The organism is Oleiagrimonas sp. MCCC 1A03011, from assembly GCF_003267965.1.
Classification (GTDB): domain Bacteria; phylum Pseudomonadota; class Gammaproteobacteria; order Xanthomonadales; family Rhodanobacteraceae; genus Oleiagrimonas; species Oleiagrimonas citrea.
The window spans coordinates 164249-186442 of the sequence record NZ_MSPY01000001.1 but is presented as its reverse complement, the minus strand read 5'-3'; the positions used below and the strand labels follow the sequence as shown (position 1 = coordinate 186442).

The window sequence follows — 22194 nt, the reverse complement described above, 5'->3', positions numbered from 1 at the left end:
TGCTGTCGACGTGACGGGTCCATGCGGCGGCCGGGGGAGAGCATGCGACATACACGCGGCCAGAAAACCGGGTCATGCTGAGTTCCGGCGTCATCATCGCCGCCGGCGTGGTCTGGCTCGGGCTGCTGTTCGGCGTGGCCCTGTACGGCGAGCGTCATCCGCGTGTGTTCGAGAATCGCTGGGCCATCGTCTATGCGCTGTCGCTGGCGATTCACTGCACTTCCTGGACCTTCTACGGCACGGTGACGCAGGCCAGCCGGTCGGGCTGGTGGCTTCCGCCGACTTTCGTCGGCGCGATCCTGCTGTATGCCTTCGGCGCGGCCGTGCTGATGCGGCTGGTGCGCATGGCGCGGGACTACAACGCCGGTTCGCTGGCCGATTTGATCGCCGCACGCCTGGGACGGCACTCGGGGCTGGCGGCGCTGGTCACGGCGGTGATGCTGATCGGCATCGTTCCGTACATCGCGCTGCAACTGAAAGCCGTGGCGATGAGCTACGGCGTGCTCAGCCGCGACCGCTACGAGGGCATGCCACCGTGGCAGGACAGCGCCCTGTACGTGGCGTTGATCATGGCGTTGTTCGCGATGCTGTTCGGCACCCGGCGCGCGGCGGCCACCGAGCACAACCGCGGCCTGGTGCTGGCGATGGCGTTCGAGTCGCTGTTCAAGCTCGGTGCGATGCTGGCGCTGGGTGTGATGCTGCTGTTGCCGATGCACCATCTGCCTGCGCTGGCCTCGACGCATGCGCCGGTGCCGCACGATACCAACGGCTTTCCCGCACTGATCCTGCTGGGCGCGCTGGCCATGTTCACGTTGCCGCATCAGTTTCACGCCGGCGTGGTCGAGTGCCGCGACGCGCGTCACGTGAACACGGCGCGCTGGCTGTTTCCGCTGTACCTGCTGCTGATCGCCGCGCCGATCCTGCCGCTGGCGCGGCTTGGCGATGCCTGGCTCGGGCCGGCGGGCGTGTCGTCGGATCTCTATGTGCTGGCCCTGCCGCTGGCGCAACAGCAGAACGGTTTGGCTCTGCTGGCCTTTCTGGGCGGATTGAGCGCGGCGACCAGTATGGTGGTGGTCGCGACGCTGGCGCTGAGCCTGATGGTCGCCAACCACTTCGTCGCGCCGTTGCTGGTGCGCGCAGGCTGGGGCCGCGGCGAGCAGGGCGATCTGCGCCGCGAGGTGCTGACCCAGCGGCGCCTGGCGATTCTCGCCATCGTGCTGCTGGCCTGGGGCTATAGCCGCGTGCTGGCCGGCAACGACGCGCTGGCCGACATCGGTGCGATCTCCTTCTCGGCATTGGCCGAGCTGGCGCCGGCGACGCTGGTGGCGATCTACCGTCCACAGCTCGGCGCGCGCGCGGTCGGTGCCGGTCTGCTGGTGGGCACACTGGTGTGGCTGTACGCCTTGCTGCCCGCCCTGTTCACGCCGCAGCCTGCGTGGGTACATGCCGGGCCGTTCGGAATCGACTGGCTCGCGCCACAGCATCTGCTCGGCCTGTCTGGATGGAGCGGGCTGGGGCGTGCGGTGGTGTTGAGTCTGCTCGCCAACATCGCCGCGATCCTGCTGGTGGCGCGTTCGCGCTACGGCCGCGCGCAGCCGGCTTCGTCGGGCGGCGGCGTGGCACTGCACGAGTTGCGCGCGCTCTCGGCACGCTTCCTGCCGCAGCAGGAGGTGGAGGATCTGTTCCACGATGCGCCGGACCGGGTGCTGGCTGAACCGAAGCGTGTCGCCGCAGTCGAGCACGAGCTGGCGGCGGTGATCGGCGCGGCTTCGGCGCGCCTGTTGCTCGACGTGATGCGGCACCAGGGCAGCGAGGACCTGGACACCGTCGCCGCCATCGTCGACGAGGCCTCCCAGGACCTGCGCTTCAATCAGCGCGTGCTGTCGGCGGCGCTGGCGAACATGAGTCAGGGCATCTGCGTGGTCGATGCCGAGCTGTGCGTGGTGGCCTGGAACCAGCCGTACGCGGATCTGTTCGCGTATCCCGAACACCTGCTCGAGGTGGGGCGTCCGATACTCGAACTGATGCGCCACAACATTGCCGCCGGGCTTATCGGCGAAGGCGATGTCGAGGCGCGTTGCCAGCGACGTCTGGCGCATATGCGCGCCGGCACGCCACATCTGTCCGAGCGACACTTGCCCGATGGGCGCGCGATCGAGATTCGCGGCAACCCGATGCCCGGTGGCGGTTACGTGGCGACGTTCACCGACGTGACTGCGTTCCGTCTGGCCGAGCGCGAGCTCAAGCGCAGCAACGAGACGCTGGAACTGCGCGTGGCCGAGCGCACCCACGCGCTGGCGCAGGCCAGCGAGGCGGCGCAACGGGCCAACGAGGCCAAGACGCACTTCCTGGCTGCGGTCAGTCACGATCTGCTGCAGCCGCTGCACGCCGCGCAGTTGTTCGCGCATACGCTGGAGGAGCGCCTCGGGGAGAGCCACCGCGAGACGGCGCGACATCTGCACGGTGCGCTCGACGCCACCGAGCATCTGCTGGCAGGGCTGCTCGATATCGCGCGGCTGGAAGGCGGGCGCCTGGCGCCACGCCCGCGTCCGTTCGCGCTGGCGGATGTGCTCGATCCGCTGGCCGCCGAGTTCCAGGCGCTGGCGGCCGAGCGCGGGATCCGCCTGCGGGTGGTCGGCACGTGCCTGTGGGCGCATTCTGATCCGCAACTGTTGCGCCGTGTGCTGCAGAACTTTCTCGCCAACGCCTTGCGCTATGCCCGCTGCGGGCGCGTGCTGCTGGGCTGCCGGCGGCGAGACGGCGAGCTGGAGCTGGAAGTCTGGGACACTGGTCCAGGCATCGAACGTGCCGAACAGGAGCTGATTTTTCAGGAGTTCCGCCGTGGCCGCGCCGCCAGCGGTCAGGGACTCGGGCTCGGCCTGGCCATCGCCGAACGTATGGCGGGTTTGCTTGGCCATCGCCTGACGCTGCGCTCCTGGCCCGGTCGCGGCAGTGTATTCGGCGTGCGTCTGTCCGCAGCCGAGCCCGGCTCGACGTCGCGACGTCCGCCCCCCGCGCTGACTGCAGAGGCGCTTCCGGCCGGTCGTGTGGTGGTCGTGGACAACGAACCGGACGCGCTCACCGCGATGCGTTCGCTCCTTCAGCCATGGGGATGGAGCGTGCATGGCGCGGGTACGTTGGAGGATGCCCTGGCAGCGCCGTGGACGCCGGATCTGCTGCTGCTCGATTACCACCTGGACGGCGGCGTCACCGGCCTCGATGCATTGCAGGCGCTGCGGCTTCGATTCGGCAGCGTGCCGGCGGTCGTGCTGACCGCGGACCGCGATCCGGGGCTGCGCCATACCGTGCTCGAAACGGGGGCGGTCATGCTGTACAAACCGCTGAAGCCATTGGCGTTGCGTCAGGTACTCAAGCACCTCGTCATGGCTTCCAGACCCTCGGCGGCCACGCAGAACTGAATGTAGGGTTCAGTCGGCGTGCGCCGGGTCGGCCAGGTCCAGCGAGCGCAGCAGCACGCCGGCCTGAGTGCGGTTGCGCACTTCCAGTTTCTCGAAGATCGCCGTGGCGTGCGCTTTCACCGTCCGCTCCTGGATGCCGAGGCGGTCGGCGATCTGCTTGTTCAGCAGGCCCTCGGCGAGGAGGCCGAGCACGCGGTACTGCTGCTCGGTCAATCGCGCCAGGCGCGCGGCCAGCTCGCTGTCGGATGGATCGCTGGGTGTGGCCGCGACGCTGTCGCTGAGATGTGGCGGCACCCATTGTCCGCAGTCGAGGACGGTGCGGATGGCGTTGGCGATCTGCTCGGGATCGGCGCTCTTGGAGATGAAGCCGGACGCGCCGTGGTCCAGCGCGCGCCGGATCACACGCGGTTCATCGTGTGCGGACACCACCAGTACGGCCACAGCTGGATGCTGGCCGCGAAGCGCGGCCAGACCGGACAGGCCGCGGCTGCCGGGCATGTGAAGATCCAGCAGGACCAGATCGATGTCCGGTTCCTCGGCCAGAGCGTCCAGCGTGGCGGGCAGGTCGGGCGCTTCCTGGATGTCGCCGTCCGGGAGTGCGTGCAGCGCGGACTGCCGCAGCGCGGCGCGGAACAGCGGATGGTCGTCGGCGATCAGCAGGCGCGGCATGGGTGCGAAACGGTGGCGTGGCGACAGTCCAACAGCCTACTGCGCGGTCCAGCCGCCGTCGACGACCAGCGTCTGACCGGTGATGTTGCGCGCGGCGGGCGACATCAGGAACGCCGTGATGCCGGCCAGCTCCTCGATGCTGATGAACACGCCCTTGGGCATCGGCTTGAGCATGATCTCGCTGACCACCTGTTCCTCGCTGAGGCCGTTCTCGCGCGCCTGCGCGGCGATCTGTTTGTCGACCAGCGGCGTGTGCACGTAGGCGGGGCAGACGGTGTTGATCGTGATGTCGGTGTCGGCGGTCTCCAGCGCCAGGACCTTGGAGAAGCCGAGCAGGCCGTGCTTGGCGGCGACATACGCGGACTTGTAGCGCGAGGCCACCAGCGAATGCACCGAACCGATGTTGACGATGCGGCCGTGGCCGCGTTCGCGCATGGTCGATAGCAGGGCGCGCGTGATGCGGGCGACGCCAGTCAGCATCACCTGGATCAGCAGGTCCCATTTCTGCATCGGGAAGTCTTCCAGCCTCGATACGTGCTGCAGGCCGGCGTTGTTGACCAGCACGTCGACTGGCGCGGGCAGGGCGCCGAGCAGGGCATCGACGCTTTCGTCGCGGCTGACGTCCAGCGGCAGCGCGTCGGCGCGGCCGCCGTCGTTGCGAATGCGTGCGGCGACCTGCTCGGCGGCCTCGGCGTCGAGGTCGGTGGCGAGAATGTGGTGACCGGCGGCGGCTAGTTCGGTGGCGAGACCGGCGCCGATGCCGCTGCCGGCACCGGTGATCAGGATCGTGGACATGCTGCTACCTCGGGACGTGCGAGCGGGATGGGCCCAGCCTAGCGATCCAGATGCGCCACGGCATGTGGACTTTCGTACCATGGTCAGCGCGGGAATTATGGCTAGGCTGACAGCATGCCTACGTTTGCCCGCTATCTGTGCACCGCCGCCGTGGCCGCCCTGACGGCCTGCTCGGCGCCCTCGACGCCTCGGGAGGAGGCCATGTCCCTCGATTTCCTGTCGGGTCCGGTCCGCGTGACCGATCATCGTGGCGACGACGACCTGCTCTCGGCCGGACTCGGCCTGAAGGGACTGGCCGGGGCACCGACGCCTTTTGCCGAGGCCGACGCGCCGACGCCCGCGGAGTTGCGCCGCCGCGCCATCCAGATGAGCTGGAAGGGCATCGCCGATCTGGGGCCGCTAGGTGGATATGGCCGCGTCTACGGCGGTGTGCCGGACGTGCCCGGTCGCGAGTACACGGCCTTTGCGCGTCTGCCGGACGCACATGCGCCGCACCGGGTGTTGTTGCAGGCGCCCGACGCCTTCGACAAGCAGGCGCGGTGTCTCATTGTCACCGCGTCGTCCGGTTCGCGCGGCGTGTACGGCGCCATTTCGCTGGCCGGCGCGTTCGGTCTGCCGCGCGGGTGTGCGGTGGCCTATACCGACAAGGGTACCGGCTCGGGCTATTTCGACACCGCCACGGGCACCGGCGTGGCGCTGGACGGCACACGCGCCAGGGCCGGCGAGGCCGCGCTGGAATTCGAACCTCGCGCCTACGACGCCGATGCCGGCGTGGCCGTGAAGCACATGCATTCGGGTGACAATCCGGAAGCCGACTGGGGGCGCGACGTGCTGCAAGCAGCGCGCTTCGGACTGGCCATGCTTGATCGCGCCTACCCGGACCAGGCGCCGTTCACGCCGGAAAACACCCGCATCATCGCGGCCGGTCTGTCCAACGGCGGTGGTGCGGTGCTGCAGGCGGCCGGCCTGGATCACGACGGTCTGCTCGATGCCGTGATGGCGATGGAGCCGAACGTTCACCTGTCCGGCCGTGGACGCGCGCTGTATGACTACGCCACGGAAGCGGCGTTGTGGATGCCGTGTGCGCTGACCGATGCGCGTTTCGACGATGCACCGCTCGCACGTACCGAGGGCAAGCCGCCCGCGCACTGGCTGGCGCGTTGCGCGAGCCTGCATGCGCAGGGCCGGCTTCGTGCCGGCACGCAGGCCGGGCAGGCCACCGAGGCGCTCGCGCATCTGCACGCACAGGGCTGGACCGATGCGGTGCTGTCGACAGCGGCGAGCACCACCGCGTTCGACGCATGGCGCAGCGTGGCAGCAGGGTATGCCTCGGCCTATCTGCGCCGCGAGGTGGGACAGATGCCCTGCGGATTCCGCTACGACGCCATGGATATGCGGGGACAGCCGACGACGGCCAATCCTGCGCTGCGCGCCGCGTGGTGGTCGGACGCTTCCGGCATTCCTCCCGGTGCGGGCGTCGGGTTGTTCGGCGGTCTGGATGCTTCGGCGGACCCGACGCTGGACAGCCTGGAGTGCCTGCGCGCGCTGTGGAGCGGCAGCGACGACGAGGCCGTGAGCCTGCATGCCTCGGTCGATGCGCTGGCGGCGCAGCTTCCGCGCGCATCGCTGCCGATCTGGGTCGTGCACGGCGCGGATGACGGCCTGATCCCGACCGCATTCACCTCCGAACCCTACGTGGACTGGCTACGCGCCGAAGGGCGTACTCCGCGCTACTGGAAAGTGCCACACGCACAGCATTTCGACGCGTTCCTGGCGCTGCCCGAATTCGGCGCCGCGCACGTGCCGTTGATGCCGTATGGCTACGCCGCCCTGGACGCGCTCTATCGCCATGTGGTCGCGGGCGAGGCGCTGTCCGATGCGCCGATGCCGAAACCCTCGCCGCGCGGGACGGAAGCATTGACGAGCCAGGCTTTGGACCTTTCGCCCTGAGGCCTGGATGGAGCGGTATACTTCGACGTTTCGTTCCCACGACGGATACCGCTCATGAGCATTACCGCCACGTTTCACACCAGCCGCGGCCCGATCCGCATTCGCCTGCATGACGACGAGACGCCGCTGACCACGGCCAACTTCGTCAATCTGGCCAAGCGCGGGTTCTATGACGGGCTCAGCTTTCATCGCGTCATTCCCGATTTCATGATCCAGGGCGGCTGCCCCGAAGGCAGTGGTCGCGGCGGTCCGGGCTACCGTTTCGAGGATGAGTTCGACGCCAGCCTGCGTCACGACAAGCCGGGCGTGCTGTCCATGGCCAACGCCGGTCCGGGCACCAATGGCAGCCAGTTCTTCATCACCCATGGCGCCACGCCGTGGCTGGACGGCAAGCACAGCGTTTTCGGCGAAGTCGTCGACAGCAGCGATCAGACTGTGGTCGATGCCGTGCAGCAGGGTGACGAAATCGAAAAGGTCACCCTGGAGGGCGACGTCGACGCACTGCTGGAGAAGATGAGCGAGCGCGTGGCCGACTGGAACACGGTGCTCGACGACCGCGGTTGACTCGCGGCGGACATCGCAACACGAAAAAGGGCGGCCCGCGGGTCGCCCTTTTTCGTATGCACTCGCCTGCGCGCTAGGCCTTCTTGGCCACCAGCCGATACAGGAACAACAGGATGATGGCGCCGACCACGCCGGCGATGAAACCGCCCAGTCCGCCGCCGACCATGATGCCGAGCTTGGCGGCCAGCCAGTCGCCGACGAACATGCCGGCGATGCCGAGAATGGCGGTGATGATGAAGCCGCCCGGGTCCCTTCCGGGCATGAGGAACTTGGCGACGATGCCGACCACGAGGCCGACGACAAACAACCATAACCAATGCATGTGCGTTCTCCCGTTTGTGGGTCACTGACACGCTGTTACGTGTGTCCACGGTCGCGGACGCCCCATTATGCACGGTCGTGTGCATACGTATGCACGCGCACAAAGGCTCCGGATCTGGCTACCTTTGGCAAATTGAGTGCTGCGCGCTGGCGGGAGGGCTGGTGTGTGGCATAGACTGAGAAAACGTTTACATAAGAACTCACGGGGAGACCACTCGATGAACGCAACCGTCGCGGCGCTACCGAGCCGCAAGACCACGTTCACCTATCTACTGGCCGCGTTGGCCGGGCTCATGTTCGGCCTCGACATCGGTGTGATTTCCGGTGCCGAGCAGTTCATCCAGACCGAATTCCACATCAGCGACAACTACATCGAGTGGATCGTCAGCATCATGATGTGGGGCGCAGCCACCGGCGCCGCGGGGGCCGGCTGGCTGTCGTCGAGCCTGGGTCGGCGACGCACGCTGATCATCAGTGCATCGCTGTTCGTGATCGGTTCCGTGCTGTGCGCGTTCGCATGGTCGCCGGCATTTCTTCTGGTGGCGCGGTTCCTGCTGGGCATCGCGATCGGCGTGGCGGCATTCACCGCGCCGCTGTATCTGGCCGAAGTGGCGCCGCAGGAGACTCGCGGTGCGATGATCTCGATGTACCAGCTGATGATCACCATCGGCATCCTGGGCGCGTTCCTGTCCAATCTGTGGTTCAGCCAACATGGCGAGTGGCGCTGGATGCTCGGCGTCATCGCCATCCCGGGCGCGCTGTTCCTGGTCGGTGTGCTGAGGCTGCCGGAGAGCCCGCGCTGGCTGGTCATGCGTGGTCGTTCCGAAGAGGCGCGCGATGTGCTGAACCATCTGCGCTCAGACGACGCCACAGTCGAACGCGAAGTGAACGACATCCAGGAACAGCTGAAGATCCCGCAGCGCGGCTGGCACATGTTCCTGCAGAACCGCAATTTCCGCCGTTCGGTCGGTCTGGGCGTTCTATTGCAGGTCGTGCAGCAGCTGACCGGCATCAATGTGATCATGTACTACGCCCCGCGCATCTTCATGCATGTGGGCTTTGGCGTGAACGCGCAGATGTGGGCTACGGTGATTGTCGGTGTGACCAATGTGCTGGCCACCTTTATCGCGATCGCCTTCGTCGACCGCATTGGCCGCAAGCCGATCCTGTATGCGGGGTTCCTGGTGATGGCCGCCGGTCTGGGCGCGGTGGGCACCATGATGAACATGGGCACGCTCACTCAGGGGCAGCAGATTTTCACCGTCTCCATGTTGCTGGTGTTCATCGTCGGTTTCGCCATGTCGGCCGGACCGCTGGTGTGGGCAATTTGCTCGGAGATCCAGCCGCTGAAGGGACGTGACTTCGGCATCGGCGTATCGACCCTGACCAACTGGGTGGCCAACGCCATCGTCGGCCTGACCTTCCTCAGCCTGCTCAATGGCATCGGTGCCGCGCAGACCTTCTGGCTGTACGGCGGTCTGAATATTCTGTTCCTGCTGTTCACCATCTGGTTCGTGCCCGAGACCAAGGGCGTGAGTCTCGAGCAGATCGAGCGCAATCTGATGGCCGGCAAGTCCCTGCGCCGCATCGGCAGCTGACGGCTTCCGGGCTTCGCGATCCTGCGAGGCGCGCATGGGGAAATCCGGAAGGGCGCCGCGAGTCGGAGCCCTTCGTTCATGCTTTCCGCGGCAATTCGGGGTGGGCGACCGTGTGATAAAATCGCCGTTTTCCCCATCCCGTTGCGTGAGGACGTCATGCCCAAGCTCGCCCAGCGCATGAGCCGTGCCAAGCCGAGCACGATCATGCTGATCGCCGAGAAGGCCCGCCAGCTCAAGGCCGAAGGCCGCGACATCATCAGTTTCTCGATCGGCGTGCCGAACTTCCTGCCCGGCCCGCACGTGTACCAGGCCGTGCGCGACTGGCTGGACAAGGACTCGGGTTCCTACGGTTCCAACCGCGGCAGCGCGGACCTGCTGGACGCGTTCCTTGAGCACATGAAGGGCGTCGGCCTGGACGGCTACACGCGCGAGAATTGCGCGGTGGCGGTGGGCGCCAAGCACATCCTGTACAACCTGGCCGAGGCGCTGCTGGACGACGGCGACGAGATGGCTTTCCCGACGCCGTACTGGACCAGCTACCTGGATATCGCCGAGATCCTCGGTGCCAAGGTCAAGCTGCTGCCGTGCCCGCCGGAACAGCACTACAAGCTGACCCCGGCGCAGCTCGACGAGGCGCTGGCCAGCAAGCCCAAGATCTTCCTGTTCAACAATCCGTCCAATCCGACGGGCATGGTCTACACCAAGGAAGAGATCGCCGCACTGGCCGACGTGCTGGTCAAGCATCCGGATACCTGGGTCGTCACCGACGACATCTACAACCGCATGGTGTTCGACGGCGTCGGCTACCACAATTTCGTGCAGGCCCGTCCGGAATTGCGCGAGCGCGTGATCTTCGTCGACTCGATGTCCAAGACCTACGGCATGCCCGGCTGGCGCGTGGGCATGATGGCCGGTCCGAAGGCCGTCGCCGACGCGGTGGTGACGCTGAACTCCAACCACATCACCAACATTCCCGAGGTCGCTTCGGTGGCCGCGGCGGCCGCGCTGTCCGGCCCGCAGGACGTGCCGACCGAGAAGCGCGCCGAATTCGCCAAGCGCCGCGATCTGGTGGTCGACATCCTGAACGGCATCGAGGGCGTGAAGTGCCCGCGTCCGCAGGGTGCGTTCTACGCGTTCCCGGACATTTCCTGCGCGTTCGGCAAGAGCCACAACGGCAAGCGTCTGGAGAACGACGTCGACGTCTGCACCGCGCTGCTGGAAGCCAAGGGCGTGGCCTGCGTGCCGGGTTCGGCCTTCGGCGAGCCGCGCGGCCTGCGCATCTCCTACACCTGTCCGGCCGACGAGCTGGAGCCGGGGATGCAGCGCATCCGCGACTTCTTCGCCGAGCTGTCCTGATTTCCACGGTCGCGGAACGGCTTGGTTCCGCGACCGACTCTCGCATTCCCCTGTTCAACGGAGTATCGACATGAAAGCACCCGTTCGAGTTGCCGTCACCGGCGCCGCCGGCCAGATCGGCTACGCGCTGCTGTTCCGCATTGCCGCCGGCGACATGCTGGGCAAGGACCAGCCGGTCATCCTGCATCTGCTCGAGATCACCCCGGCTCTGGACGCCCTGAAGGGCGTGGTGATGGAGCTGAACGACTGCGCGTTCCCGCTGCTGGCCGACATCGTCGCCACCGACGACGCCAATGTCGCCTTCAAGGATGCCGATTACGCGCTGCTGGTCGGCGCGCGTCCGCGCGGCGCTGGCATGGAGCGCAAGGACCTGCTGGAAGCCAACGGCAAGATCTTCGGGCCGCAGGGCAAGGCGCTGAACGACCATGCCAAGCGCGACGTCAAGGTGCTGGTGGTCGGCAATCCGGCCAACACCAACGCGCTGATCGCGCAGCAGAATGCGCCGGACCTGGATCCGAAGTGCTTCACCGCCATGGTGCGCCTGGACCACAACCGCGCCATGAGCCAGCTGGCCGAGAAGACCGGCAAGCACAACACCGACATCAAGAAGATGATCATCTGGGGCAACCACAGTTCCACGCAGTATCCGGATCTGCATCACGTCACCGTCGACGGCAAGAACGCGATGGAGCTGGTCGACCAGGCCTGGTATGAGGGCGAGTTCATCCCCACCGTGCAGCAGCGCGGCGCGGCGATCATCAAGGCGCGCGGCGCTTCTTCGGCCGCCTCGGCCGCCTCGGCCGCGATCGACCACATGCGTTCGTGGGCGCTGGGCACCGACGAGGGGGATTGGGTCTCGATGGGCATTCCGTCGGACGGTTCCTACGGCATCGAGCCGGGCGTGATCTACGGCTATCCGGTGACCTGCAAGGACGGCAAGTACGAGATCGTCCAGGGCCTGGAGATCAACGATTTCTCGCGCGCCCGCATGGACGCGACGGCCAAGGAGCTGCATGAAGAGCGCAGCGCCGTCGAAGGCCTGTTCGCCAAGTAAGCGCGGTATCGTGAGCACGACGAGAAAGGGCGGCCCGGTGCCGCCCTTTTTCATGCGTGAAACAGCGGGCGGCGGACACGGCGAGGCATGATGTGATACTGAAAACAGACCGCGACACAAAGCAGCCACGGAAAACCGCATGACGCATGCCCCGACCTTCCTCATCGCCGACGACCACCCGATGTTCCGTTCGGCGGTCGCGCATGCTCTGGGTTCCGAGTTCGACGGTGCCAGCGTGCGCGAGGCCGCCAGCCGCAGTGCGCTGGAGAAGATGCTGGAGGATGGGACGGAGTTCGATCTGATGCTTCTGGACCTGACCATGCCCGGTGCGATCGGTTTCTCTTCGCTGCTGTGGCTGCGTTCGGAATATCCGGATCTCCCGGTGCTGGTCATCTCGTCCAATGATCGGCCGCGCACGGTGCGTCGGGCGCAGCAGTTCGGTGCGGCCGGCTTCGTGTCCAAGGCGGCGCCGGTGGAGACGTTGGGAAAGGCGGTGCGGCACGTGATGCAGGGCGAATTGTGGTTCGAGGCCACCAGTGCCGAACGCAGCGAGCGCGATGCCGAATTGATGTCGCGGCTGGCCCAGCTCACGCCACAGCAGTTCCGGGTGCTGATGCTCATCGCTGAAGGCCTGCTCAACAAGCAGATCGCGGACCGCCTGGGGCTGGCCGAGAACACCGTGAAGATCCACGTCACGGCGGTGCTGTCGAAGCTGAACTGCCGTTCGCGCACGCAGGCTGCAGTGCTGGTCAAGACCCTCGACATCGACGAGGAAGACGATCTCGAATAGCCGTTCAGGACGCGCCCGAGGCAATGAGCAGCTGGCTGGCCAGTGCGCGCAGACGTGCCGGCGAGGCAGGCTTGGCCAGGAAGTGGAGTCCGGCTTCGCGAATCTTGCGGCGAACTTCGGCGCCGGTTTGCGCAGTCAGCACGATCACCGGCGGCCGATGGTTGAGCCGCGCGTACAGTGCGGGTAACAGTTCGGGGCCGCGGACCTTGCCCAGCTGATAGTCGAGAAGGATCAGGTCCACCCGGGGAAAGCTCATGTCCTGCAGCGCGTCGGCGCTGCGTGCGACGTGCACGGTGCATGACCAGCTCCCCAGCAGGGTAGCCAGGGCATCGGCATTCTCGCGGTCGTCGTCGATGCAGAGAATGTGACGCCCGGCGAGCGGCGAGTCGGACGGTGTCTCCACGGAAGCGTCGGGCGAAGATGACGACCCGCGGGAGGGGAATACGCGCGGCACCGTGACCGCGAACACGCTGCCGTGCTCGGGCCATGACCGCAGGCTCAGCGGATGACCGAGCAGTCCGGCGACACGTTCGACGATCGACAGGCCGAGACCGGCGCTGCGCTCGTCGGTGTCCAGACCGGTATCGAGTCGGGCGAACTCCTGGAAGATGGCCTGGCGCTTGTCTTCCGGGATGCCGACCCCGGTGTCCCAGACCTCGATGCGGAGATTTTCACCGTGACGCCGGCAACCGAGGAGCACCGAGCCGCGTGGCGTGTAATGCAGCGCATTGGAGAGGAAATTCTGCAGGATGCGCCGCAGCAGGATGGCGTCGCTGCGCACCCAGGCACGCGTGTTGACCAGACGCAGGGACAGATCCTTTGCCTGGGCGATGATGCCGAACTGGCGCGCCAGGGACTGCAGCAGCGGGGCCAGTTCGATGTCCTCGATCTTCGGCCGGATCACGCCGGCTTCGAGGCGCGACAGGTCGAGCATGCTGCCGAGTTGGTCGTCCAGTGCCTGCAACGCATGTTCGACGCGCTCCAGCATGGCGTGGTCGTCGGGCTTGTGCAGCGCCTTGTGCAGCGCGCCGGAAAACAGTCGTGCCGCATTCAGCGGTTGCAGCAGGTCGTGCACCGCCGCGGCCACGTAGCGGGTCTTGTTGCGGTTCGCGCGTTCGGCCTCGGCCTTGGCCAGGCGCAGCTCGCGCGTGCTTCGTTCCACGCGCAATTCCAGCGTGGAAGTCAGGGTGCGCAGGGCGCGCGCGGCTTTCTTGTAGGGGGTGATGTCGGCGTAGCTGGTCACGAAACCACCGCCCGGCAGGGGATTGCCGCGGATTTCGAGCACCGTGCCGTCCGGACGCTCGCGCTCGTACATATGCGGGCCGCCTTCACGCAGATAGTCCAGGCGCCGCTGGATGGCTTCCTCGACGTCGCCCGGTCCGAGCAGGCCGCGCTGGGCGTTGTAGCGGAACAGGTCCTCGATCGGCCTGCCGGTTTCAAGTAACCGTGGTGGAAAGGCGAAGATGTCGGCGTAGCGACGATTCCATGCGACGAGACGCAGTTGCGCATCGACCACGCTGACGCCCTGCGGCAAGTGTTCGAGTTGCTGCGGTTGTCCGCGCGCGGCCGAAAGCGCGGCCTGGACCAGACTGTCCTGTTCCGAACGCAGGGCGCTGGCGTAATGCGCGACGAGTCGCTCCAGTTCCTCGCGGGTGCGCTGGCGATCCTGCGCTAGGCGCAGGCGTTGATGCAGGAACATGCCAAATAGGATCACCGGCAGCCAGCCGCCGAGCGTGAGCAGCACCGCATGACGGACGGCCGAAACGACCGGCGTCGTACGTGCCAGCGAATGCAGTTCCCAGCCCTGCGCGGGCAATGGCCGCGAGCGCCAGAGCATGTCGTGCTTCTGCGTCGGCATGTCGAACCGCACCAGGCGGCCGCCGTCAGGCAGGCGCTGCTCGATGTGCATGCGTGCCGCCGGGCGCAGCTTGTTGCCGTACTGCCGGGTCTGTGCGATCCGCTGCAGCGTGGCGGCGTCCAGCGGCTTCAGCGGCCGGTATTGCCATGCTGCACGATTGGCGAGAAACACGACGCCATGGCGATCGCTGAGCAGGATGACGTCCTGGCTCGACGCCCACTCGCGGCGGATTTCGCTCAGCGTGATCTTGACCACGATCACGCCGATGCGTCGGCCCGCGTCATCGTGCAACGCCTGGGCGATGAAGTAGCCCGGCACCTGTGTGGATACGCCGATGGCGTAGAAGGTGCCGTGGTCGTCGCGCATGGCACGCTGGAAATAGGGGCGGAAGGCGTAGTTGTGTCCGACATTGCTCGAAGGCTGGCGCCAGTTGCTGGCCGCGATGGCGGTGCCGTGGCGGTCGATGAGCGTCAGCGTGGACACGTGCGTGGCGCCGTTGGTGCGTTCCAGTTTGCGGTTCAGTTCGGCGTTATCGATGCTGGCGGACGGCGCTTCCAAAGCGTTGCGCAACGCCGGGTCCAGTGCAAGCGTCGAGGGCAGCACGCGGTAGCGGTCGATCAGTCGCTGCAGGGACAGGGCGCGCAGCTGCAGCTGTGCGCCCTGTTGTTCGGACAATGCGTGCAGTGCCCGATGCTCCGCAAGCCAGCCGGCAACGAGCGCGCTGCCGGCAATCGCCAGCAACAGCGCCGAGGCCAGCAGGATGCGTTTGAGGCGTCGATGCATGAGTGGGCGGTCGCGTGGACGTAGGCCCCTATCCTCGCATGGCCGAAGACCGGGGCGTGGCGACTAGCCGGAATGTGTTATTCGGTTCCGCCCGTGCCTGGACTACAACGTATGGCGTCGGGTGAACCGTGCACGCGGTTGCCCATTCATCGCCAAGCACGAGGGGCTTATGCATAGTTCATCGGCAACACAAACGCGGATCGGCGAACGCCGTCCGCTGTACAGGCAGTTGTACGTCCAGGTTCTAGTCGCGATTTTTCTTGGCGCGGTACTGGGCCATTTCTGGCCGCTGCTGGGGGAGTCGCTCAAACCGCTGGGCGATGCCTTCATCAAGCTGGTGAAGATGATCATTGCGCCGGTGATCTTTCTCACCGTGGTCAACGGCATCGCCGGCATGGCCAGCCTGCGCTCGGTCGGCCGGGTGATGCTCAAGGCCATGCTGTATTTCCTGGGCCTGTCCACGCTGGCCCTGATCATCGGTCTGCTGATCGCGCACCTGATTCATCCGGGCACCGGGCTGAACATCGACCCGGCCAGTCTCGATGCCGGGGCGGTGGGGCAGTACGCGACCCGCGCGCATGAAATGAGCCTGTCCGGCTTTCTGATCGACATCATTCCGGGGACGCTGTTCGGCGCGTTCGTTTCCGGAAACATCCTGCAGGTGCTGTTCATCGCCGTGCTGTTCGGCATCGCGCTGGCCATGGTCGGCGAGCCTGCGCAACCGGTGACCCGCTTCCTCGACGCGCTTACGCGGCCGGTGTTCCAGCTGGTGCATATCCTGATGAAGGCCGCGCCGATCGGCGCGTTTGGCGCCATTGCCTTCACCATCGGCCGATACGGCATCGATTCGCTGGCCAACTTGGCCTGGCTGGTGGGGACCTTCTATCTGACGTCGGCATTGTTCGTGCTGGTGGTACTCGGCGTGGTTGCGCGCCTGACCGGCTTTTCGGTGCTCTCGCTGCTGCGCTACCTGAAGGCCGAGCTGCTGCTTGTGCTCGGTACCTCGTCCTCGGAGGCGGCCCTGCCTTCGCTGATGGAGAAAATGGAGAAGGCCGGCTGCAGCAAGTCCGTGGTGGGGCTGGTGGTGCCGGCGGGTTACTCGTTCAATCTGGACGGCACCAACATCTACATGACGCTCGCTTCCATGTTCATCGTGCAGGCGACCAACATCCATCTTTCGCTCGGCCAGGAACTGGCGCTGCTGCTGGTCGCCATGATCAGCTCGAAGGGGGCTGCGGGCGTGACTGGCGCCGGTTTCGTGACCTTGGCCGCGACGCTCTCGGTGGTGCCTTCGGTACCGGTCGCGGGGATGGCGCTGATCCTTGGTGTGGACCGCTTCATGAGCGAGTGCCGGGCGATCACCAATTTCATTGGCAATGCGGTGGCCACGGTCGTGGTGGCGCGCTGGGAAGGCGGGCTCGACCGAGATCGCCTGCACGCGGCGCTCGCTTCCGGGACATCCGGCGAACGCGAACGTCTGCCCGCCGGCACGGAAGAAGCCGCCGACGCCATCTGAGCGGTACGCCGCCCGCCGTACCCGCCCTCCGTTCCTGGCACAGGATTCCGCGACGCAAGCCCGCCGCGGCAGGGCCCACTTGCGCGAACGGGTGCGCGGCGGCGCAGGGCGAAGCGGAACGGCGGATCGAACAAACACAAGGCGCATGCCAAAGCCTGGAAACCTGGGGAGTCGCACCATGAAACGCACGAAACGAATCCTGCCCGTCGCGGTGATCGCGGCCCTGATGGGGCTGTCGACGCCCGCCTTCGCCACTGGGCACATCGACAATGACGAGCTGCTGCGCCTGGTCAAACAGCAGGCCGCGCAGATCAAGGCGTTGCAGGCGCGTCTGGCCGTGATCGAGGACAGGGAATCGCAGCCGTCTACCAGCAAGGACGGTGCCGCGCCGGTTCATGGCGCCGGAAACACCGCCGCCGCGACCGCCGCGCCGTCGGCGGCCGGGCATGCCGATTCGGTGCGCTGGGGCGGTCATGGCGAGGCCGGTCCCGTCTTCAGCAGCGACGACGGCTTCTTCACGTTCGCTCCGGCCGGTCGTCTGCTGGTGGACTACACCGCCACGCGCGGTTCCAGTGACCCCGGGCGCAATATCAACGGGTCCCGGGTCACCGATGCGCGTCTCGGCGCCAAGGGCACGATGGGCGCGCTCGGCTACTACGTGCAGGTGAAGTTCACCGACGGCAAAGCCGGTCTGCGCCAGGCATACCTGAGTTATTCGACGCCGCTGCTCGGCCACCACGCGGTGTTCTACCTGGGCAACTTCTTCAAGGATCTGGGCATCGACGGCTCCAGTGCGTCCGTGAACCTTCCCTTCATGTTGCGCGACGCGGCGACCATGGTGGGCGAGCCGGTCAACCGCTATTACGGCCTGGGCATGCAGATGCGCATGTACGGGGACAACTGGCATTACAGCCTCTCGGTCAGCGGCGATGCGCCGGGGAATGCCAGCAATGGCAGCACGTCCGATTCGGTCGTCTACCTGACACGCGCGCACTGGAATCCGATCAAGACCGATGCCGGATTCATGCACGTTGGCGCCTGGTACTACTACGAGCATCTCAGCCCGGGCGTGGCCAGCATCAACGACCATCCGTCCATTGCCCTGGACTTCAACGAAAACCTGGACGTCAAAGCCGGTGCGGTTCCCGACCCGACCCAGGACCATGCCACGGGCTACGAGCTGGGCGGCGTCTACCGCAGTTTCTGGGCGGTGGGCGAATACGCCCGACGCAGCGTCGATTCGGCCAGTGTCGGTACGGCGCGGCGGCATGGCTCCTCGTTGTCGGCCGGCTGGATGATCACCGGCGAGAAACCCGGCTTTTCCAGCCGCGGCGGCAACTGGCAGTGGGTGCGGGTCAACCATCCGGTGACATCCGGTGGCTGGGGCGCGTTCGAGCTTGCCACGCGGGTCGATCATTACGACTACCGAGGCGGCGCACCGTTCGGCGGCGACGGCCAGAGCTACACGCTGGGCGTCAACTGGTACCTCAACGACTGGTCGCGCGTCATGTTCAACTACATCCGCTGGCATACCGACAACCGGATCGGCGATACGGGATCGGACTGGGGCCATTCGTTCGGGTTGCGCACGCAGCTGATGTTCTGACTGCGCATGGCGTGATCGGCGAGGGAGGCGGCTGCGGCCGCCTTTCTTCGTTCTTCCCGCAAGCGGCAGGGCGGTTTCGCCGTGCCCCGGCAACGTTCCGGGCGACATCGGACGTCCGCGAAATGGCGTATCCTCGCCGTACATGTCGGCTTGTCGGGTCGGCCCGTTATCTTTCAGGAGAAACGTTGCATGAAACGCGCACTGCTTTGTCTGCTTTTCCTGGTCGCGCTGCCAGCGCTCGCCGCGCTGCCCGATGGCGCCAAGGCGCCGATGTTCACGGCCAAGGCGTCGCTGGGCGGCAAGGTGTACAGCTACTCGCTGGCCAAGGAACTGAAGAAGGGGCCGGTGGTGGTCTATTTCTACCCGGCGGCCTTCACGCCCGGCTGCACTATCGAGGCGCACGACTTCGCCGAGGCGATGCCGAAGTACAAGGCGCTGGGCGCCAGCGTGATCGGCGTGTCGCACGACCCGATCGCCAAGTTGAAGAAGTTCTCGGTCAGCGAGTGCCGCAGCAAGTTTCCGGTGGCTTCGGACAAGGACGGCCACATCATGAAGGACTACGATTCGGTGCTGCCGAGCAACGCCGAATACGCCAACCGCACGTCCTACGTGATCGCACCGGACGGCACGGTGATCTACAGCTACACGGCCATGAATCCGGACAAGCACGTCGAGAACACCCTCGGCGCGATCCGCGCGTGGCGCAAGGCGCACGCGATGTGACCTCTGCGCGGCGACACCGCATGGTGTCCTCTGCGTGACCCGACGGGGCGGCTTCGGTCGCCCCATTTCGTCGATCGGGGCGCGAGCTTCGACAGCATGCATCGTTTTGCGCGGTCGCTGCGTATATGCATCAGATCGCCGTTTGCGGCGATCGCTTCATTGCATCGAGGAGGTTTGCAGCATGAAATACGGAATTTCGTTGTTCGTGGCCGTCATTCTGGTCAGTCTGGCGGGCACGGCGGTCGCAGCGCTGCCGGTTGGCGGCAAGGCGCCGATGTTCACCGCGCAGGCGTCGCTGGGCGGCACGGTCTACACCTACTCGCTGGCCAAGGCGCTGCAGAAGGGGCCGGTGGTGGTCTATTTCTATCCGGAGGCCTTCACCAAGGGCTGCACCATCGAGGCGCATGATTTTGCCGAGGCGATGCCGAAGTACAAGGCGCTGGGCGCGACGGTGATCGGCGTTTCGCGCGATGATATCGAGGTCCTGAAGAAATTTTCGGTCAGTGAGTGCCGCAGCAAGTTCCCCGTGGCCGCCGATCCGGACGGAAGCATCACCCGCTCCTACGATGCGGTGATGCCGATCCTCCACAAGTACGCGCGGCGGGTGTCCTACGTGATCGCGCCGGATGGCACGGTGATCTATGAATACACGGATCTGAATCCAGAGCACCATGTGGCCAACACCCTGAAGGCGTTGCGGGCCTGGGGTCAGGCCCATGGTCGCGGGAATGGCTAGGCCGAATCAGCAGCAGCCCGATCCAACCTGGACGGGCGGGCAGGGCGTGTCGCCGAAGCTGCAGAAAACGCAGCAGTCGCCCGGACGGGGCTTGAGCAGGGTGCCGCAGCCCCTGCACGCGTAGAAATACACGCAGGCATTGGCCGGCATCGGCTCGGTTTCGGCATGGCCGCAGGCCGGGCAGGTCAGCGTGCTGGTGGCGATCACTCGGTGTTTCATGGCCCGATCCTAGCGCTGCGGCCATGCCGTTGCGACCGCCCGTCCAGCCGAATGCACTACAATGGCGAGCTCGAACCAGTCCACGGAGTATGTCCATGAGTGCACGAGTATCGATGGGCGCCGCCTTCCGCGCCGCACTCGAGACCGAGAGCCCGCTGCAGGTGATGGGCGCGATCACCGCCTATGCCGGCCTGATGGCCAAGCGCACGGGCTACAAGGCGCTGTACCTGTCCGGCGGCGGCGTGGCCGCCAATTCGCTAGGCATGCCGGACCTGGGCATCAGCACCATGGAAGACGTGCTGACCGACGCCCGCCGTATCGTCGAAGCTACCAACATGCCGCTGCTGGTGGACATCGACACCGCCTGGGGCGGAGCCTTCAACATCGCCCGCACCATCCGTTCCTTCGAGCGTGTCGGCGTGGCCGCGGTGCACATGGAGGATCAGGTCGGTCAGAAGCGCTGTGGTCACCGCCCGGGAAAGGAAGTCGTGTCCAAGCAGGAGATGGTCGATCGCGTGAAGACGGCGGTGGATGCTCGCACCGACGATGATTTCGTCATCATGGCGCGCACCGACGCCGCCGCGAAAGAAGGCATCGACGCCGCCATCGAGCGCGCCGTGGCCTACGTTGAGGCCGGCGCCGACATGATCTTCCCCGAGGCGATGAAGACGCTCGACGATTACCGCAAGTTCAAGGCCGCGGTGAAGGTGCCGATCCTGGCCAACCTGACTGAGTTCGGTTCCACGCCGTTCTTCACTGTCGACGAGCTGCGCGACGCCAACGTCGACATCGCGCTGTATTGCTGCGGCGCCTACCGTGCCATGAACAAGGCGGCGCTGAATTTCTACGAGACGGTGCGCCGCGAGGGTACGCAGAAGTCGGTGGTGCCGACGATGCAGACTCGCGAGGAGCTGTACGACTTCCTCGGCTACCACGAGTACGAGAAGAAGCTCGACGCGCTGTTCGCCGACGACAACGACTGATCTTTCGCGATGAGCGCCGGTCTGACCGGATGCTCTTCCAGCCACATGCAAAATACGAGGTTCCCAGCATGAGCGAGAACACCCAGCAGACCCTGCCCAAGGCCAAGAAGTCCGTGGCGCTGTCCGGCGTCGCTGCCGGCAACACCGCCGTGTGCACGGTCGGGCGCAGCGGCAACGATCTGCATTACCGCGGTTACGACATCAAGGATCTGGCGACCAAGTCCAGCTTCGAGGAAGTGGCGCACCTGCTGATCCACGGTCATCTGCCGACCTGGTCCGAGCTCAATGCCTACCGCGCCAAGCTCAAGCGCATGCGTGGCCTGCCGCAGCAGGTCAAGGGCGTGCTCGAGCGCCTGCCGGCCGCGACTCATCCGATGGACGTGTTGCGCACGGGCTGCTCGGCGCTGGGCACGGTGCTGCCGGAGAAGGACGACCACAATGTCAGCGGCGCGCGCGAGATCGCCGACCGTCTGATCGCCAGCTTCGGCTCCATGCTGTTGTACTGGTACCACTTCCGCCAGAACGGCAAGCCGATCGAGACCGAGACCGACGACGAGACCATCGCCGGCCACTTCCTGCATCTGCTGCACGGCGAGCCGGCCACCGAAACCCAGGTCAACGCGCTGGACAAGTCGTTGATCCTGTACGCCGAGCACGAGTTCAACGCCTCGACCTTCACCGCGCGTGTCATTGCCGGCACCGGTTCGGACATCTATTCGTCCATCACCGGCGCCATCGGCGCGCTGCGCGGACCCAAGCACGGCGGCGCCAACGAAGTGGCGATGGAGATCATCGCCCGCTATCGCGACGCCGACGAGGCCGAGGCCGACATCCGCGAGCGCGTGGCCAACAAGGAAATCGTGATCGGCTTCGGTCACCCGGTGTACACCATCGGCGATCCGCGCAATCCGATCATCAAGGAGATCAGCCGCAAGCTGTGTCAGGAAGGCGGCAACATGCGCTTGTTCGAGATCTCCGAGCGCATCGAGAACGTGATGATGGAACTGAAGAAGATGTTCCCGAATCTCGACTGGTACAGCGCCTCGGCCTACCACATGATGGGCGTGCCGACGGCCATGTTCACGCCGCTGTTCGTGATCGCGCGCACCACCGGCTGGAGCGCCCACGTGATGGAGCAGCGTGACGACAAGAAGATCATCCGTCCGAGCGCCAACTACATCGGTCCCGAGGATCGGGCGTACACTCCGATCGAGAAGCGCTGATTCTGCGCAGGCGGCCCGCGACGAGCGGGCC

General features: G+C 66.0%; 18 protein-coding genes. 13 read left to right on the top strand and 5 right to left on the bottom strand.

Features of this window, described 5'->3' with window-relative positions:
• Positions 1–74 precede the first annotated feature (74 nt).
• Positions 75–3419: a PAS-domain containing protein gene (locus tag BTJ49_RS00830; RefSeq protein WP_113063481.1), complete on the top strand. Its 3345-nt coding sequence runs from the start codon at positions 75–77 to the stop codon at positions 3417–3419.
• A 9-nt stretch (positions 3420–3428) separates the two neighbouring features.
• Here BTJ49_RS00830 and BTJ49_RS00825 read toward each other — a convergent pair whose 3' ends face one another.
• Together BTJ49_RS00825 and BTJ49_RS00820 are read right to left on the bottom strand one after the other, a co-directional pair.
• Positions 3429–4088 (bottom strand): response regulator transcription factor, encoded by a 660-nt coding sequence (locus tag BTJ49_RS00825; RefSeq protein WP_113063480.1) that lies wholly within the window; start codon positions 4086–4088, stop codon positions 3429–3431.
• Positions 4089–4124: 36 nt separating this feature from the next.
• On the bottom strand, positions 4125–4883 hold the full coding sequence (locus BTJ49_RS00820) for a 3-hydroxybutyrate dehydrogenase (RefSeq protein WP_113063479.1): 759 nt from the start codon (positions 4881–4883) through the stop codon (positions 4125–4127).
• 114 nt (positions 4884–4997) lie between these two features.
• Here BTJ49_RS00820 and BTJ49_RS00815 point away from each other — a divergent pair, with 114 nt between their 5' ends.
• Both BTJ49_RS00815 and BTJ49_RS00810 read left to right on the top strand, forming a co-directional pair.
• Positions 4998–6833: a 3-hydroxybutyrate oligomer hydrolase family protein gene (locus tag BTJ49_RS00815; protein ID WP_113063478.1), complete on the top strand. Its 1836-nt coding sequence runs from the start codon at positions 4998–5000 to the stop codon at positions 6831–6833.
• A gap of 54 nt (positions 6834–6887) precedes the next feature.
• The gene (locus BTJ49_RS00810) at positions 6888–7397 is read left to right on the top strand and encodes a peptidylprolyl isomerase (protein ID WP_113063477.1); all 510 of its coding nucleotides are present in this window, start codon (positions 6888–6890) and stop codon (positions 7395–7397) included.
• Positions 7398–7470: 73 nt separating this feature from the next.
• Here the strand turns inward: BTJ49_RS00810 and BTJ49_RS00805 are convergent, their stop codons facing one another.
• The gene (locus BTJ49_RS00805; protein ID WP_113063476.1) at positions 7471–7719 is read right to left on the bottom strand and encodes a GlsB/YeaQ/YmgE family stress response membrane protein; all 249 of its coding nucleotides are present in this window, start codon (positions 7717–7719) and stop codon (positions 7471–7473) included.
• A gap of 217 nt (positions 7720–7936) precedes the next feature.
• On the opposite strand from BTJ49_RS00805, the gene BTJ49_RS00800 reads away from it, so the two are divergent.
• The 4 genes from BTJ49_RS00800 to BTJ49_RS00785 all read left to right on the top strand — a co-directional run bounded on the left by BTJ49_RS00800 (position 7937) and on the right by BTJ49_RS00785 (position 12516).
• Positions 7937–9316 (top strand): sugar porter family MFS transporter, encoded by a 1380-nt coding sequence (locus BTJ49_RS00800; RefSeq protein ID WP_113063475.1) that lies wholly within the window; start codon positions 7937–7939, stop codon positions 9314–9316.
• Positions 9317–9472: 156 nt separating this feature from the next.
• Positions 9473–10672, top strand: a complete 1200-nt coding sequence (locus BTJ49_RS00795; protein ID WP_113063474.1) for a pyridoxal phosphate-dependent aminotransferase — start codon at positions 9473–9475, stop codon at positions 10670–10672.
• A gap of 70 nt (positions 10673–10742) precedes the next feature.
• On the top strand, positions 10743–11726 hold the full coding sequence (locus BTJ49_RS00790) for a malate dehydrogenase (RefSeq protein WP_113063473.1): 984 nt from the start codon (positions 10743–10745) through the stop codon (positions 11724–11726).
• 139 nt (positions 11727–11865) lie between these two features.
• On the top strand, positions 11866–12516 hold the full coding sequence (locus BTJ49_RS00785; protein WP_113063472.1) for a response regulator transcription factor: 651 nt from the start codon (positions 11866–11868) through the stop codon (positions 12514–12516).
• Between the two features lie 4 nt (positions 12517–12520).
• On the opposite strand, the gene BTJ49_RS00780 is transcribed toward BTJ49_RS00785, so the two are convergent.
• Entirely contained in the window at positions 12521–15157 is a 2637-nt protein-coding gene (locus BTJ49_RS00780; RefSeq protein WP_113063471.1) for a PAS-domain containing protein, read from the bottom strand.
• Between the two features lie 169 nt (positions 15158–15326).
• On the opposite strand from BTJ49_RS00780, the gene BTJ49_RS00775 reads away from it, so the two are divergent.
• The 4 genes from BTJ49_RS00775 (at position 15327) to BTJ49_RS00760 (ending at position 19738) form a co-directional block, all read left to right on the top strand.
• Positions 15327–16673 carry a dicarboxylate/amino acid:cation symporter gene (locus tag BTJ49_RS00775; protein ID WP_113063470.1) on the top strand — a complete coding sequence of 449 codons (1347 nt, stop codon included), beginning with the start codon at positions 15327–15329 and terminating at the stop codon, positions 16671–16673.
• 178 nt (positions 16674–16851) lie between these two features.
• The gene (locus BTJ49_RS00770) at positions 16852–18279 is read left to right on the top strand and encodes a porin (protein ID WP_168184619.1); all 1428 of its coding nucleotides are present in this window, start codon (positions 16852–16854) and stop codon (positions 18277–18279) included.
• 189 nt (positions 18280–18468) lie between these two features.
• Positions 18469–19002, top strand: coding sequence for a peroxiredoxin (locus BTJ49_RS00765; RefSeq protein WP_113063468.1), 534 nt, complete (start codon positions 18469–18471; stop codon positions 19000–19002).
• A 181-nt stretch (positions 19003–19183) separates the two neighbouring features.
• Entirely contained in the window at positions 19184–19738 is a 555-nt protein-coding gene (locus BTJ49_RS00760) for a peroxiredoxin (RefSeq protein WP_113063467.1), read from the top strand.
• Positions 19739–19744: 6 nt separating this feature from the next.
• Here the strand turns inward: BTJ49_RS00760 and BTJ49_RS00755 are convergent, their stop codons facing one another.
• Complete coding sequence (locus BTJ49_RS00755; RefSeq protein ID WP_113063466.1) at positions 19745–19957, bottom strand: GDCCVxC domain-containing (seleno)protein; 213 nt, start codon at positions 19955–19957, stop codon at positions 19745–19747.
• 95 nt (positions 19958–20052) lie between these two features.
• On the opposite strand from BTJ49_RS00755, the gene prpB reads away from it, so the two are divergent.
• Both prpB and prpC read left to right on the top strand, forming a co-directional pair.
• On the top strand, positions 20053–20940 hold the full coding sequence (prpB, locus tag BTJ49_RS00750) for a methylisocitrate lyase (protein WP_205300810.1): 888 nt from the start codon (positions 20053–20055) through the stop codon (positions 20938–20940).
• Positions 20941–21008: 68 nt separating this feature from the next.
• Complete coding sequence (prpC, locus tag BTJ49_RS00745; RefSeq protein ID WP_113063464.1) at positions 21009–22163, top strand: 2-methylcitrate synthase; 1155 nt, start codon at positions 21009–21011, stop codon at positions 22161–22163.
• Positions 22164–22194 lie beyond the last annotated feature (31 nt).